At 69.4% G+C, this 13,803-nt stretch carries 11 protein-coding genes; 1 reads left to right on the forward strand and 10 read right to left on the reverse strand.

The window, feature by feature from the left end; translation table 11 throughout:
* Positions 1-49 precede the first annotated feature (49 nt).
* Positions 50-523, reverse strand: a complete 474-nt coding sequence (locus HUN07_RS17365) for a VOC family protein (RefSeq protein ID WP_114719045.1) — start codon at positions 521-523, stop codon at positions 50-52.
* A 70-nt stretch (positions 524-593) separates the two neighbouring features.
* Between HUN07_RS17365 and HUN07_RS17370 the strand changes: the two genes are divergently transcribed.
* Positions 594-1,412 (forward strand): NAD-dependent protein deacetylase, encoded by an 819-nt coding sequence (locus HUN07_RS17370; RefSeq protein ID WP_217487140.1) that lies wholly within the window; start codon positions 594-596, stop codon positions 1,410-1,412.
* Positions 1,413-1,421: 9 nt separating this feature from the next.
* Here the strand turns inward: HUN07_RS17370 and proB are convergent, their stop codons facing one another.
* The 9 genes from proB to HUN07_RS17415 form a co-directional block, all read right to left on the reverse strand.
* Positions 1,422-2,522, reverse strand: a complete 1,101-nt coding sequence (gene proB / locus HUN07_RS17375; RefSeq protein ID WP_114719043.1) for a glutamate 5-kinase — start codon at positions 2,520-2,522, stop codon at positions 1,422-1,424.
* Entirely contained in the window at positions 2,519-3,979 is a 1,461-nt protein-coding gene (obgE, locus tag HUN07_RS17380; RefSeq protein WP_174911419.1) for a GTPase ObgE, read from the reverse strand. The genes proB and obgE overlap by 4 nt, the downstream gene beginning before the upstream one ends.
* A gap of 179 nt (positions 3,980-4,158) precedes the next feature.
* Positions 4,159-4,422 (reverse strand): 50S ribosomal protein L27, encoded by a 264-nt coding sequence (gene rpmA / locus HUN07_RS17385; protein ID WP_013416501.1) that lies wholly within the window; start codon positions 4,420-4,422, stop codon positions 4,159-4,161.
* A 35-nt stretch (positions 4,423-4,457) separates the two neighbouring features.
* Positions 4,458-4,769, reverse strand: coding sequence for a 50S ribosomal protein L21 (gene rplU / locus HUN07_RS17390; protein WP_005512259.1), 312 nt, complete (start codon positions 4,767-4,769; stop codon positions 4,458-4,460).
* A gap of 267 nt (positions 4,770-5,036) precedes the next feature.
* Positions 5,037-8,291 (reverse strand): translation initiation factor IF-2 N-terminal domain-containing protein, encoded by a 3,255-nt coding sequence (locus HUN07_RS17395; RefSeq protein WP_217487141.1) that lies wholly within the window; start codon positions 8,289-8,291, stop codon positions 5,037-5,039.
* A gap of 454 nt (positions 8,292-8,745) precedes the next feature.
* Complete coding sequence (gene ndk, locus HUN07_RS17400) at positions 8,746-9,165, reverse strand: nucleoside-diphosphate kinase (RefSeq protein ID WP_114719040.1); 420 nt, start codon at positions 9,163-9,165, stop codon at positions 8,746-8,748.
* A gap of 18 nt (positions 9,166-9,183) precedes the next feature.
* Complete coding sequence (locus HUN07_RS17405; protein WP_254622574.1) at positions 9,184-9,585, reverse strand: DUF4233 domain-containing protein; 402 nt, start codon at positions 9,583-9,585, stop codon at positions 9,184-9,186.
* On the reverse strand, positions 9,582-11,012 hold the full coding sequence (folC, locus tag HUN07_RS17410; protein WP_174911425.1) for a bifunctional tetrahydrofolate synthase/dihydrofolate synthase: 1,431 nt from the start codon (positions 11,010-11,012) through the stop codon (positions 9,582-9,584). The genes HUN07_RS17405 and folC overlap by 4 nt, the downstream gene beginning before the upstream one ends.
* Entirely contained in the window at positions 11,009-13,669 is a 2,661-nt protein-coding gene (locus HUN07_RS17415; RefSeq protein ID WP_174911428.1) for a valine--tRNA ligase, read from the reverse strand. Before HUN07_RS17415 ends, folC begins: the two co-directional genes overlap by 4 nt.
* Positions 13,670-13,803: the final 134 nt, after the last annotated feature.

A 13,803-nucleotide genomic window follows, 5' to 3' on the forward strand; every position in this document is an offset into this window, starting at 1 on the left:
GGACCTCGGGGTGGGCGCTTTCACGAAATTGCCCACCCCGATCGGCCGATCAGCTCACGGGGTCGGGGAAGAACAGCTCCCGCGCCCGGCGGGCCACCTCCTCCGGTGGGACGTCCTCGACCCGGGTGCAGACGGCCCAGCGGTGGCCGAACGGGTCGAGGAACACCCCGTGCCGGTCACCCGAGAAGGTGTCCGCCACGGCCGTGATCAGGTGCGCGCCCGCACGCACGGCGGCGTCGACGAACGCGTCGGTGTCCTCGACGTACACGACGAGCGACGAATGCACCCAACCCTGCTCGGGCGCCTTCAGCCCGAAGTCCGGCATCTCCTGGGAGAGTTGGAGCATCGAGTCGCCGATCCGGATCTCGGCGTGCATCACGGTGCCGTCCGGGGCGTCCATCCGGTCGACGATCACCGCGCCCAGACCGCGGACGTAGAAGTTCAGGGCGGCGTCCCCGTCGGGGACGGCCAGGTACGGCGTCAGGGTTCGGTATCCGTCGGGGATCGGTTTCACTGTGGTCATGGCGACAATTCTCGAACGCCGACGGCGGTCGTGGATTGAACGGATCGGACACGCGCCTACCCTGGATCGGGTGATCGACCGAATGCTCGACCTGCTCCGCGGCCGTCGCGTGTGCGTACTGACCGGCGCGGGCATCTCCACCGATTCCGGGATCCCGGACTACCGCGGACCCGACTCTCCCCCGCGCAACCCGATGACCTACCAGCAGTTCGTCGGCGACCCGTCGTTCCGGCGGCACTACTGGGCCCGCAATCACCTCGGGTGGCGGCACATGGATGCGGCCCGGCCCAACGCGGGCCACCGCGCGCTCGCGGCACTCGAGAACGCCGGCGTCGTGCAGGGCGTGATCACCCAGAACGTCGACCTGCTGCACACCAAGGCCGGCAGCCGGCACGTCATCGATCTGCACGGCAGCTATGCGCAGGTCCGTTGCCTCGACTGCGGCAACCGGATGTCGCGGATGACGCTCGCCGAGCGCCTCGACGCCGCCAACCCCGGCTTTGCCGAGACCGTCTCCGCCGCAAGCGGTGTGGAGATCGCCCCCGATGCCGACGCTGTCGTCGAGAGCACCGAGCACTTCCGGATGGTCGACTGCGCCGCGTGCGGAGGCATGCTCAAACCGGACATCGTGTACTTCGGCGAGAGTGTCCCGAAACCGCGGGTCGCGGCGTCGTTCCAGATGGTCACCGACGCCGACGCCCTGCTGGTCGTCGGCTCGTCGCTCACCGTCATGTCCGGGCTGCGATTCGTGCGCCGCGCCGCCCGCGACGGCATCCCGGTCGTCATCGTCAACCGCGGTACCACCCGCGGCGACGAGTTCGCCGCCCTCAAACTCGAGCAGGGCAGCTCCGAGGTCCTGCAGTCCCTCGTCGCCGCCCTGCCAGGCTGATCGGGCTCGCTACAGCGGCACCAGATCGTCGGCGTGGACCACCGGGCGGTGCATGTCCGCCGGCAGATCCGTGGTCGAGCGCCCCAGCATCTCCTCGATCTCGGTCGAGTCGTACGCCACCACGCCGCGCGCCACCGGACGTTCCTCCGGGCCGATCAGCGAGACCACGTCGCCGCCGTAGAAGCGGCCGCCGACCGCGGTGATGCCGGCGGGCAGCAGCGATCGCCGACGCTCCACGACTGCCCGTACCGCGCCGGCGTCCAGGTGCAGCGCGCCCTGGGTGTCGGCCGCATGACGCACCCAGAACTTGCGCGCCGACATGCGATGCGGCCGAGCCGCGAAGACCGTGCCGACATCGGCGGTGGTGAGGGCGGTCGCCGCGTCGGAGGCCGCGGTCAGCAGCACCGGGACACCCGAATCGGCGGCCAGACGCGCGGCGGAGAGCTTGGACGCCATCCCGCCGGTGCCGAGCGCGCCCCCGGAGCCTGCCACCACACCGTCGAGATCCTCGGGGCTGTTGACCTCGGGAATCAGTGTGGCCCCGCCCTTTCGGGGATCACCGTCGTACAGTCCGTCGACATCGGAGAGCAGCACCAGCGCGTCCGCACCCACCAGGTGCGCGACCAGCGCAGCGAGCCGGTCGTTGTCACCGAACCGCAGTTCGGTGGTCGCGACGGTGTCGTTCTCGTTGACGATCGCGACCGCATGTAGCGCCCGCAACCGGTCGAGAGTGCGCTGCGCGTTGCGGTGCTGCGTGCGACGGGCGATGTCGTCGGCGGTGAGCAGCACCTGACCGACGGTGCGGCCGTACCGCGCGAACGACGTACCCCACGCGTGGGCCAGCGCCAGCTGACCCACGCTCGCCGCAGCCTGCTTGGTCGCGAGATCCCTTGGGCGGTGGGTCAACCCGAGCGGCGCCAGGCCCGCGCCGACCGCGCCGGACGAGACGACGACCACGTCGGACCCGGCCCGCATCCGTGCCTCGAGCGCGTCCGCGAGCAGGTTGAGCCGGCCCACATCCAGTCCGCCGATCAAGCTGGTGATCGCCGACGACCCGATCTTGACGACGATGCTGCGCGCCGACGCGATGGAGGCTCTGGTCTCACTCACTTGTCTTTGGGATCCTCACTCGGCAGTCCGCGCCGCGCCCGCTGCGCATGCTTACGTTCGGGGGCTCCGATGCGGTCGACCTGGTCCAGTCGCGCGTCGGTGCCGCGGCCGGTGCGGACGATGTCCACGCCCGCCGCCGTCTGCGGCTCCCACTCGAAGCCGACGTCGCCGATGGTCACGAACGCGCCGGGCTCGGCGCCCTGCTTGACCAACTCGTCCTCGACGCCGAGGCGGGCCAGGCGGTCCGCCAGGTAGCCCACGGCCTCGTCGTTGTCGAACGCCGTCTGTCGCACCCACCGCTCGGGCTGGGTGCCGCGGACGATGAAGCCGCCCGGGTTCTCCGGGTCGGCAATGACGCTGAATCCGGTCTCCTTCGCGGCGATCGGACGGATCACCTGCCGCTTCGGCTCCGCCTTGGGATGCGCCTCGCGGTAGTCGTCAACCATCTTCGCGAGCGCGAAGGTCATGGGCCGCAATCCGTCTCGGCTCACCGCGGAGATCGTGAACACCGGCCAGCCGCGGGCCTCGAAGTCCGGGGTCACCATCTCGGCGAGCTCGGCGGCCTCGGGCACGTCGGCCTTGTTGAGGATCACGATGCGCGGCCGGTCGGCGAGGTCACCGAGGCCGGCGTCGCCCTGGAGCGCGGGCTGGTACGCCGCCAACTCGGCCTCGAGCGCGTCGACGTCGGAGATGGGGTCCCGACCCGGCTCGAGGGTCGCGCAGTCCACGACGTGCGCGAGCACCGCGCACCGCTCGAGATGCCGCAGGAAGTCCAGGCCGAGGCCACGACCCTGGCTGGCCCCCGGGATCAGCCCCGGCACGTCGGCCACCGTGAACGTCGTGTCACCACTCGACACCACACCGAGGTTCGGCTGGAGCGTCGTGAACGGGTAGTCGCCGATCTTCGGCTTGGCAGCGGAGAGGACGGACACCAGCGACGACTTGCCGGCGGACGGGAAGCCCACCAGCCCGACGTCGGCGACGGACTTGAGCTCGAGGACCAGGTCCCCTTCCTCGCCGTCCTCGCCGAGCAGCGCGAAGCCCGGGGCCTTGCGCGCCTTGGACGCCAGCGAGGCGTTGCCGAGGCCACCGCGACCGCCACGGGCTGCGACGAATCGGGTACCGACCCCGACGAGGTCGGCCAGGATGTTGCCCGCCTTGTCGAGGACGACGGTGCCGTCGGGCACCCTGAGGGTCAGATCGGAGCCGTTGGCACCCTCACGGTTGCCACCCATCCCCTGGGTGCCGTTGGTCGCCTTCGCGCGGGGATGGAAGTGGAAGTCGAGAAGGGTGTGGACGTTGCCGTCCACCTCGAGCACGACATCCCCGCCGCGACCACCGTTTCCACCATCGGGGCCGCCGAGCGGCTTGAACTTCTCGCGGTGGACGGAGGCGCAACCATTGCCGCCTTTTCCGGCGCTGACGTGCAGCACCACGCGGTCAATGAATCGGGACATGACTGCCGGATCCTTCCTCAGTCAAAGATCTTGCGGTTGATGCAGTGTGACGGAGACGACGCACTGCGGTGAAAACGACAGTAGGGGCGGGCAGGGTTTGAGACCCTGGCCCGCCCCTACTGGGAGATCGGAACGGAATCGGACTCGTCACCGAGTCCGAACCGTAAGTGGCAGCAGACCTAGGCCTCTGCCGCGACCGGAACGATGTTCACGGTCTTGCGCCCGCGCTTGGTGCCGAACTCGACGGCGCCCGCAGCGAGAGCGAACAGGGTGTCGTCACCGCCACGACCGACGTTGACGCCGGGGTGGAAGTGGGTGCCACGCTGGCGCACGAGGATCTCACCGGCGCTGACGGACTGGCCGCCGAAGCGCTTGACGCCGAGTCGCTGTGCGTTTGAATCGCGACCGTTACGGGAGCTGGATGCGCCCTTCTTATGTGCCATGTCGAATCCCTCCAGGAATCGGTGAAAAGCTCGAGCTACTTGATGCCGGTGACCTTGAGGACCGTCAGCTTCTGACGGTGACCCTGGCGCTTGTGGTAGCCGGTCTTGTTCTTGAACTTGTGGATCCGGATCTTCGGGCCCTTGGTGTGCTCGACGACCTCACCGGTCACGGAGATCTTCGCCAGCTTGTCGGCGTCGGTGGTCAGCTCGGACCCATCGACCACGAGGACCGGGGCAAGCGAGACAGCGGTGCCGGGCTCACCCTCGATCTTCTCGACCTTGACGAGGTCACCAACAGCGACCTTGTACTGCTTTCCGCCGGTCTTGACGATCGCGTACGTTGCCATCGGACGGCTACCCCTTGCTACTTCGAACGTGCTCGCGCCGCTGCCCTAAAGGCTTTCAGTGCTGCGCGACTGGTCTGGTGTGGCGGCTACCCCTTGCGCGCCCGTGGTATGCCCAAATCGGGCGCAGCAGAGCGGTATCGCCGGGTAGCGACCGGTCAAGATTACGGGACGGCGACCGTCAGGGTCAAACTGGCCGGTCGACCGGTCCCGATGTGGCACTCCGCCGCCCCGTGTCACATACGGAGCGGCGGCCTACCACAGTATTCGTCAAGCCTCGGCATCCACCGGCGGGCCCGCGGGACGTGCAGCGGCACGACGGCGGCGCGGACGACGTGCCGGGGGCACCTCACCGTCCGACGACTCCGAGGGCCCTGCTGCCTCCACTGACGCCTCTGCGACCGCAGGAGCCGCCTCTTTGGGCGCCTCGGGGGCAGCGGACGGCACCGACTCGGGCTCCGGAGCGGACTCGGGCTCCGTGACCGGAATCACGAACACCGTTCCCGTGTCGGAGGTCTCACCGACCGGGGCGGCTGCCGCACGGGACACCCGCCGGCTGCGGCGGCGTCCCCGGGGGGCCGCCTCCTTCTCCGTGTCGGCGTCGGACGCCGCGGGCGTCTCGGGTTCGGGCTTCGTCTCGGGTTCGGGCTTCGGCTCGGACTTCGCCTGGGGCTGGGGTTCGAGTTCGACCCCGGCCTCGTGCGACGCGTGCTCGTCCGGATGCGACTCGTGCTCGCCGTGATGCGAGGCCATCGCGAGCGCCACCGGATGCGCCCGCTTCACGGTCGCGTCCGCAGCCGACTCTTCCGGACTCGGGTGCGGATGCGCCTGCTGCCCGTCTGCCACGGGTTCCGGCGCAGCCGCGGCGGCGCGGTCACGACCGCGCTTCTTGCGGCCACCCGACTCCTTGGACTGGCCCCGGCCACCGTCGTCGGTCGACTTCACCTCGACGGGTTCGCTGTGCACGATGATCCCGCGACCGTGGCAGTGCTCACACGTCGTCGAGAATGCCTCGACCAGTCCGGTGCCCAGCTTCTTGCGGGTCATCTGGACCAGGCCGAGCGACGTGACCTCGGATACCTGGTGCCGCGTGCGGTCCCGACCGAGCGCCTCGGTGAGTCGACGCAGGACGAGATCGCGGTTGGACTCGAGCACCATGTCGATGAAGTCGACGACGATCATGCCGCCGATGTCGCGCAGGCGCATCTGCCGCACGATCTCCTCGGCCGCTTCGAGGTTGTTACGGGTGACCGTCTCCTCGAGATTGCCGCCGGCACCGGTGAACTTGCCGGTGTTGACGTCCACGACGGTCATCGCCTCGGTGCGGTCGATCACCAGCGTGCCACCCGAGGGCAGCCACACCTTGCGGTCGAGCGCCTTGGCGAGCTGCTCGTCGATGCGATGCGTCTCGAAGACGTCCGGGGTGCCGGACTCCACGACGTGCCGCTCCACCCGCGGCAGCAGATCCGGTGCGACGGTCTTGATGTAGGTCTCGACCGTGCTCCAGGCCTTCTCGCCCTCGATCACGAGCTTCGAGAAATCCTCGTTGAACAGGTCGCGGACGACCTTCACGAGCAGATCGGGCTCCTCGTACAGCGCCTGCGGCGTGCCCGACTTGCCCTCCTTCGCCTTCGCGGCCTGTTCCTCGATGGTCGCCCACTGCGTCTGCAGTCGGGTGACGTCGCGCGACAGCTCTTCCTCGCTGACGCCCTCGGACGCCGTGCGAATGATCACACCGGCGTCGGCCGGGACGATCTCGCGGAGGATCTCCTTGAGGCGCTTGCGCTCGGTGTCGGGCAGCTTGCGGCTGATACCGGTCGACGTGCCACCCGGCACGTACACCAGGAATCGTCCGGCCAGGCTGATCTGCGTCGTCAGGCGCGCGCCCTTGTGACCGACCGGATCCTTGCTGACCTGGACCAGCACCTGGTCGCCGGGCCGCAGGGCCTGTTCGATCTTGCGGGAATTGCCGCCGAGACCGGCCGCCTCCCAGTTGACCTCACCGGCGTAAAGCACGCCGTTGCGGCCACGCCCGATGTCGATGAACGCGGCCTCCATGCTGGGCAGCACGTTCTGGACGCGACCGAGGTAGACGTTGCCGACCATCGACGACGAGGACGACCCCGTGACGAAGTGCTCCACCAGAACGCCGTCCTCGAGGACCGCGACCTGCGTGGATGCCGCCGGGTTGGTGCCGCCGACCTTCTCGCGGACAACCATGACCCGGTCGACCGCCTCGCGGCGTGCCAGGAACTCGGACTCGCTCAGGATCGGGGGACGGCGACGGCCGGCGTCGCGGCCGTCACGACGGCGCTGACGCTTGGCCTCGAGCCGCGTCGAGCCGCTGATGCCCTGGACCTCGTCCTTGACGGCGCGGGCCTTGTTGCGCGGTTCACGCTCGTGGACGACGGTGTTCGGCGGATCGTCCTCGGACGAGACCTCCCCGTCGCTGCCGCCCTTGCGCCGACGGCGGCGGCGACGACGACGGCTGCTGTCGCCGGACTCGTCCGACTCGGCGTGCTCGTCCTCGGCGGACTCGGGAGCCTCGGCCGCTTCCACGGCGTCGTCCTCGGAAGCCGTCGCCTTGTCGGCCTCGTGAGCCTTCTCGGCGTTGTCGGCCTCGTCTGTGTCGTCCGACTCGGCGCCGTCGGCCTGCTGCTCTCCACGGCCTCGACCGCGGCCACGGCGTCCACGACGACGGCGGCGCTGCTGCTCACCGCCCTCGCTCTCGCCGCCGTCGGCGCTCTCGGCGCCCGCGGCGGTTTCGGTGTCTTCGGTGCTCTCCGTGTCTTCCCGGGCACCGGAGGTCGCCTCCGCGTCCTCGGCGACGGCGGCCGGCGCGGCTTCGTCGGCCGCGGTCTGCGACTCGTCGGTCACCTCGGGGGCGGCGGCCGCGCGACGGCTGCGACGACGACGCGGTGCGGTCTCGGCGGCGGCCGCTTCGGGCTGGAGGAACAGCGGGGCCTGCACCACCGCGGGTGCGGCGGCCGACTCGTGCTCGGTGCCGAGTTCGACGTTGGTGAAGAGCCCGGTGAAGTCGTCGCCGGAGCGGGCCGGCTCGACGGGCGTGGCCTCGGCGGGGGCTTCGGTCTCGGTGGCGGCCTCGATCACCGGCTCTGCGGCGACCTCGACCTTCGGGGCGGCCTTCTTGCGCGCCCGCTTGCGGGGCGCGGGCTTCTCGGCGGGCGCGGGCTCCGCGGCGGGCTCGGGCTCGACCGGGGCAGCCTCGGCGGAGGCGGTCTCCACGACAGGCTCGGCGGCAGGCTCCGCCGGAGCGGTCTGCGCGGCACCGGACACGGTGGCGTGGATGCGCTCGGCGATATCGCGCTGGAGGCTGGACTGCGCGCTGCGCAAATCGGTGCCCAGCGCTGCGGCCTCCGCGAGCACCTGCTTGCTCGTGACACCGAGCAGCTTGGCGAGCGCGTGCACGCGGATCTTCTCGGGGAGCACCGGGGTGGTACTCGGGTCGACCGACGCTTCCGCGATCGGTTCCTGAACAGTTTCGGGCGGCGCTTGATCGGCCACGTATTCTCCTCGAGCCCCCGGGCGCGTCCACCCGTCTTTCATCGGATGTGACGCGGCCGCGCGGGGGCGATGGTTGTGTACTCGCACCGGGGGTACGAGATTGTATGGTCTCGCTCCACGTGGTTCACAGTGTCCGTTAATCACTGCGGAATCGCGCGGTGCCTGGCTGGATGGCGGCGATCCACGGCGCGAGCGCCTGACCGTTCACGACGTGAGCGCCTGATCATCCAGCGTGCCGCACGGAACAGGGATTACCTGCGCCGGTAGGGCAGCGATGACGGGCTTCGCACCGTGGTGTCATCCGATCGGATCCGCGTGGAGCAAAATTGCGGTCCGACCGATTTCAGTATCCCACACCTGGGCCGGGTGTCCTCTCATCGGCGCACCGGTAGGTGGCAAAACAAAGGGACGCTCCGCGGGCACGACGGCCCGGGAGCGTCCCGAGTTGTGGGCCTCAGGCCCGAGCGAGCTGGGGAAACCAGAGCGCGATCTCACGCTCGGCCGACTCGACGGAGTCGGATCCGTGGACCAGATTCTGTCCGCCGTCGAGGGCCAGGTCGGCACGGATGGTGCCGGGGACCGCCTTCTCGACCGGGTCGGTACCACCGGCGATCTGACGGAACGCGGCGATCGCGCGCGGGCCTTCGAGCACAGCGGCCACGAGCGGCCCGGAGGTGATGAAGTCGAGCAGCCCCGGGTAGAACGGCTTGCCTTCGTGTTCGGCGTAATGCGTCGCGGCGACATCGCCGGGCGCCGTCCGCAGTTCCATCGCCGCAATGGTCAGACCCTTGCGTTCGATGCGGGAGAGGATCTCGCCGACATAGCCACGGGCCACGCCGTCGGGCTTGATCAGTACCAGGGTGCGCTCAGTCACGGCGAACAGCCTAGACGGTCAGTCTCGTTGCCCCGGCAGCAGACCCCGCTCGATCCGGCGCGCGATGTCCTTGCGCAGGTACACGATGTACAGCCACACCGCACCGAACAGAAGACCGATCACGCCGAGCGCGGTGTCGATGAAGAAGCCGAGGATCGTGAGAACCTGCAGCGTGAGGTTGAACTTCATCGCCCACGGTCGTCCCTGCACTCCGGCGCCCAGGATCATCAGCAGCGCCAGCACACAGATGTACAGGCCCGACGCCCACGTCAGGCCCTTCGAGTTGACGACGGCAACGACGGGTAGCGCCAACAGCACCACGATCGCCTCGAGGATGAGGGTTCCCGCCATCACACCGCGGAAGCCCTTCCACGGATCCTTCGCCGGCGGCTGGAACTGGGGTTCTGGGGTGTCGCTCACGCGGGGTCCTTTCCGAACAGGGAGCGGGCAACGCCCGCGGTGACGACCGAACCGGTGACGACGACGCCCGCCCCCGAGACTGCCTCACCGGGCTCGGCGACCTCCTCGGCCAGCCCGATCGCGGTCTCGAGCGCGTCGGCCAGGGTGGGCGCGACGACGACCCGCTCGTCGCCGAACCGTGCCACGGCACGGTTCGCGAGGTCCTCGACATCCATCGCCCGAGGCGATCCGTTGTGCGTGACGACGAGCTCGTCGAATACAGGCTCGAGTGCGTCGAGGATGCCGTCGACGTCCTTGTCCCCCATGACGCTGACGACACCGACGAGCTTGCGGAAGTCGAACTCGGCAACCAGCGCGGCCGCCAGGGCCTGCGCCCCGTGCGGGTTGTGCGCGGCATCGAGGAACACGGTCGGCGCGCTGCGGACCCGTTCGAGACGGCCCGGGTTGACGACGGACGCGAAGCCCGCACGGATCGCATCCGCGTCGAGCTGCCGGTCGGGTCCGGCACCGAAGAACGCCTCGACCGCGGCGAGCGCGAGCGACGCGTTGCGCGCCTGGTGCTCGCCATGCAGCGGCAGGAAGATGTCCTCGTACACGCCGCCGAGGCCCTGCAGCTCGAGCTGCTGGCCGCCGATCGCGATCTGCCGACGCAGTACCCGGAACTCCGAGCCCTCACGCGCCACCGCGGCGTCCGCCTCGACGGCCCGGCGCAGCAGCACGTCCATCGCCTCGGGGCTCTGCTCGGCGATGATCGCGACGGTGTCGATCGGGGCGACGCCCTCGACTCCGCTCTCGCGACCCTTCTTGATGATCCCGGCCTTCTCCCCCGCGATCGACTCGAGGTCGGGGCCCAGGTACTCGACGTGGTCGAGCCCGATCGGCGTGATCACCGCGACCTGGGCGTTGATGACGTTGGTGGCATCCCACTTGCCGCCCAGACCGGTCTCGACGACCGCGACGTCGACCGGCGCCTCCGCGAAGGCGGCGTAGGCCATCGCCGTGGTGACCTCGAACTTGCTCATCGCGGGACCACCGGCAGCCTCGGACTGCCTGTCGATCATCGCGATGTACGGCTCGAGCTCGCGGTACGTGTCGATGTAGGTGCGCACCGGGATCGGCGCGCCGTCGATGCTGATCCGCTCGGTCGCCAGCTGCAGGTGCGGACTGGTGGTCCGGCCGGTCCGCCGATGCAGGTGGGTGAGCAGGGCGTCGATCATCCGCGTCACCGACGTCTTGCCGTTGGTGCCGGCGACATGGATGGCCGGGTAGCTGAGCTGCGGCGAGCCGAGCAGATCCATCAACGCGGAGATCCGGGTCAGCGACGGCTCGATCTTGGTCTCGGGCCAGCGCTTGTCCAGTTCCGCCTCGACGAGCGCGAGTTCGGCGAGGTCGACCGGGGTGGGATCTCCCGGGCGTTCGGTGCTCACGCTCCGCCCAGCTCCTTCAGACGTGCGGACATGCGGGCGATCTCCTCCTGCGCCACCTGCTGACGGGCGCGGATCTTGTCGACGACCGCGTCGGGGGCCTTCGCGAGGAACGCCTCGTTGGACAGCTTCGCGGTGGTGCCCGCAAGCTCCTTCTCGGCGGCCGCGAGGTCCTTCTCCAGACGCTTCTTCTCGGCGCCCAGGTCGACGGTGCCCGACGTGTCGAGTTCCACGGTCACGGTGGCCTTGCTCAGGCGCACCTCGACCGAGGCGGTCGCGGAGAAGCCGTCGGCGGGCTCGGTGAGCTTGGCGAGTGCCGCCACCGAGGCGAGCTGGCCCTCGACGTCGGCGTCGGCCGCACCGGACAGGCGCGCGGCCACCTTCTGCGACGGCTTGAGGCCCTGGTCGCTGCGGAAACGACGCACCTCGGTGACGAGGCGCTGCATGTCCTCGATCCGCTGCGCGGCAACGGGATCCGCGGCAACGCCGGTGGCGGTCGGCCAGTCGGCGATCACGACGGACTCGCCACCGGTGAGCACCTTCCACAGCGTCTCGGTGACGAACGGGATCACCGGGTGCAGCATCCGCAGCAGCGTGTCGAGGACGTTTCCGAGGACCGCCTTGGTGCCCTCGGCGTGGTCGGAGCCCTCCGCCAGCTGCACCTTGGCGAGCTCGAGGTACCAGTCGCACACCTCGTCCCACGCGAAGTGGTAGAGCGCCTCGCACGCCTTGGAGAACTCGAACTTCTCGAATGCCTCGTCGACCTCGGTACGGACCTGCTCGAGCCGGTCCAGGATCCAGCGGTCGGCGTCGGTGAGCTGATCGCGCGCCGGCAGGTCCGCGACGACGGCACCGTTCATCAGCGCGAACTTGGTGGCGTTGAACAGCTTGTTCGCGAAGTTCCGCGACGACTGCGCATGGTCCTCACCGACGGCGAGGTCGCTGCCCGGGTTGGCGCCGCGGGCGAGCGTGAAGCGCAGCGCGTCGGCGCCGAAGCGGTCGACCCAGTCGAGCGGGTCGATGCCGTTGCCGCGCGACTTCGACATCTTCTTGCCGAACTGGTCGCGGACCAGGCCGTGCAGGAACAGGTCCTGGAACGGCACCTTGCCGCCGCCCACCGCGTCGTCGCCGGCCACGTACGTGCCGAACATCATCATCCGGGCCACCCAGAAGAACAGGATGTCGTAGCCGGTGACGAGAACGCTGGTGGGGTAGAACTTCTCGATCTCGGGGGTCTTGTCGGGCCAGCCCATCGTGGAGAACGGCCACAGGCCCGACGAGAACCACGTGTCGAGGACGTCGGGGTCCTGCTCCCAGCCCTCGGGTGCGGTCTCGTCCGGGCCGAAGCACTGCACCTCGCCGTTCGGTCCGTACCAGATCGGGATGCGGTGGCCCCACCACAGCTGGCGCGAGATGCACCAGTCGTGCATGTTGTCGACCCATGCGAACCAGCGCGGCTCCTGGCTGGCGGGGTGAATGACGGTGTCGCCGTTGCGAACCGCGTCACCGGCGGCCTTGGCGAGCGCATCGACCTTGACCCACCACTGCATCGACAGCCGCGGCTCGATGGTCTCGCCCGAACGCTCGGAGTGGCCGACGCTGTGCACGTACGGGCGCTTCTCGGCGACGACGCGGCCCTGCTCGGCGAGCACCTCGCGGACCTTCACGCGGGCCTCGAAGCGGTCCATGCCGTCGAACTGCGTTCCGGTGTCGGCGATCTTGCCGGTCTTGTCCATGATGGTCGGCATCGGCAGGCTGTGCCGGACGCCCATCTCGAAGTCGTTGGGGTCGTGCGCGGGCGTGATCTTCACGGCGCCGGTGCCGAACGCGGGGTCGACGTAGTCGTCGGCGATGATCGGGATCTGCCGGCCGGTGAAGGGGTGCTCGAGCGTGGTGCCGACGAGGTGCTTGTAGCGCTCGTCGTCGGGGTGGACGGCGACCGCGGTGTCACCGAGCATCGTCTCGACACGGGTGGTCGCGACGATGACGTGCGGCTCGTCGTCGTTCAGCGAGCCGTAGCGCAGCGAGACGAGCTCGCCCTCGACCTCCTCGAACTTCACCTCGATGTCCGAGATCGCGGTCTGCAGCACCGGCGACCAGTTGACGAGGCGCTCGGCGCGGTAGATGAGGCCGTCGTCGTACAGGCGCTTGAAGATGGTCTGGACGGCGCGCGAGAGGCCCTCGTCCATCGTGAAGCGGTCGCGGGACCAGTCGACGCCGTCGCCGATGCGACGCATCTGGCCCTGGATGGTGCCGCCGGACTCGCGCTTCCAGTCCCAGACCTTCTCGATGAACTGCTCGCGGCCGAAGTCTTCCTTCTTCTTGCCGTCCGCGGCCAACTGCTTCTCGACGATCGTCTGCGTCGCGATGCCGGCGTGATCCATGCCGGGCAGCCACAGCACCTCGAAGCCCTGCATGCGCTTGCGGCGGCACAGCGCGTCCATCAGGGTGTGGTCGAGCGCATGGCCCATGTGGAGGCTGCCGGTGACGTTCGGCGGCGGCAGCACGATCGAGTAGCCGGGATTGTCGCTCGACGGGTCGGCCGTGAAGTAACCGGCGTCTACCCAGCCCTGATACAAGTCGGCCTCTACCGCACTGGGATCCCAGCTCTTGGGGAGGGCGTCTGCGGGGTTCTGGGGAGTCTCTGGCGCACTGGTCACCCCCCAATCGTAGTCAGTGCCGCCGAATCGTCCGGACCCGGCTCGGCGCCCCCATCGCCCCCGCCCCCCCCCCTCGCGTTTTGCGCACTTATCGGTCCCGGCTCGGCCCGTCCAGGAACGACAAGTGCGCAAAT

It is taken from the genome of Rhodococcus sp. W8901, from assembly GCF_013348805.1.
GTDB lineage: Bacteria > Actinomycetota > Actinomycetes > Mycobacteriales > Mycobacteriaceae > Prescottella.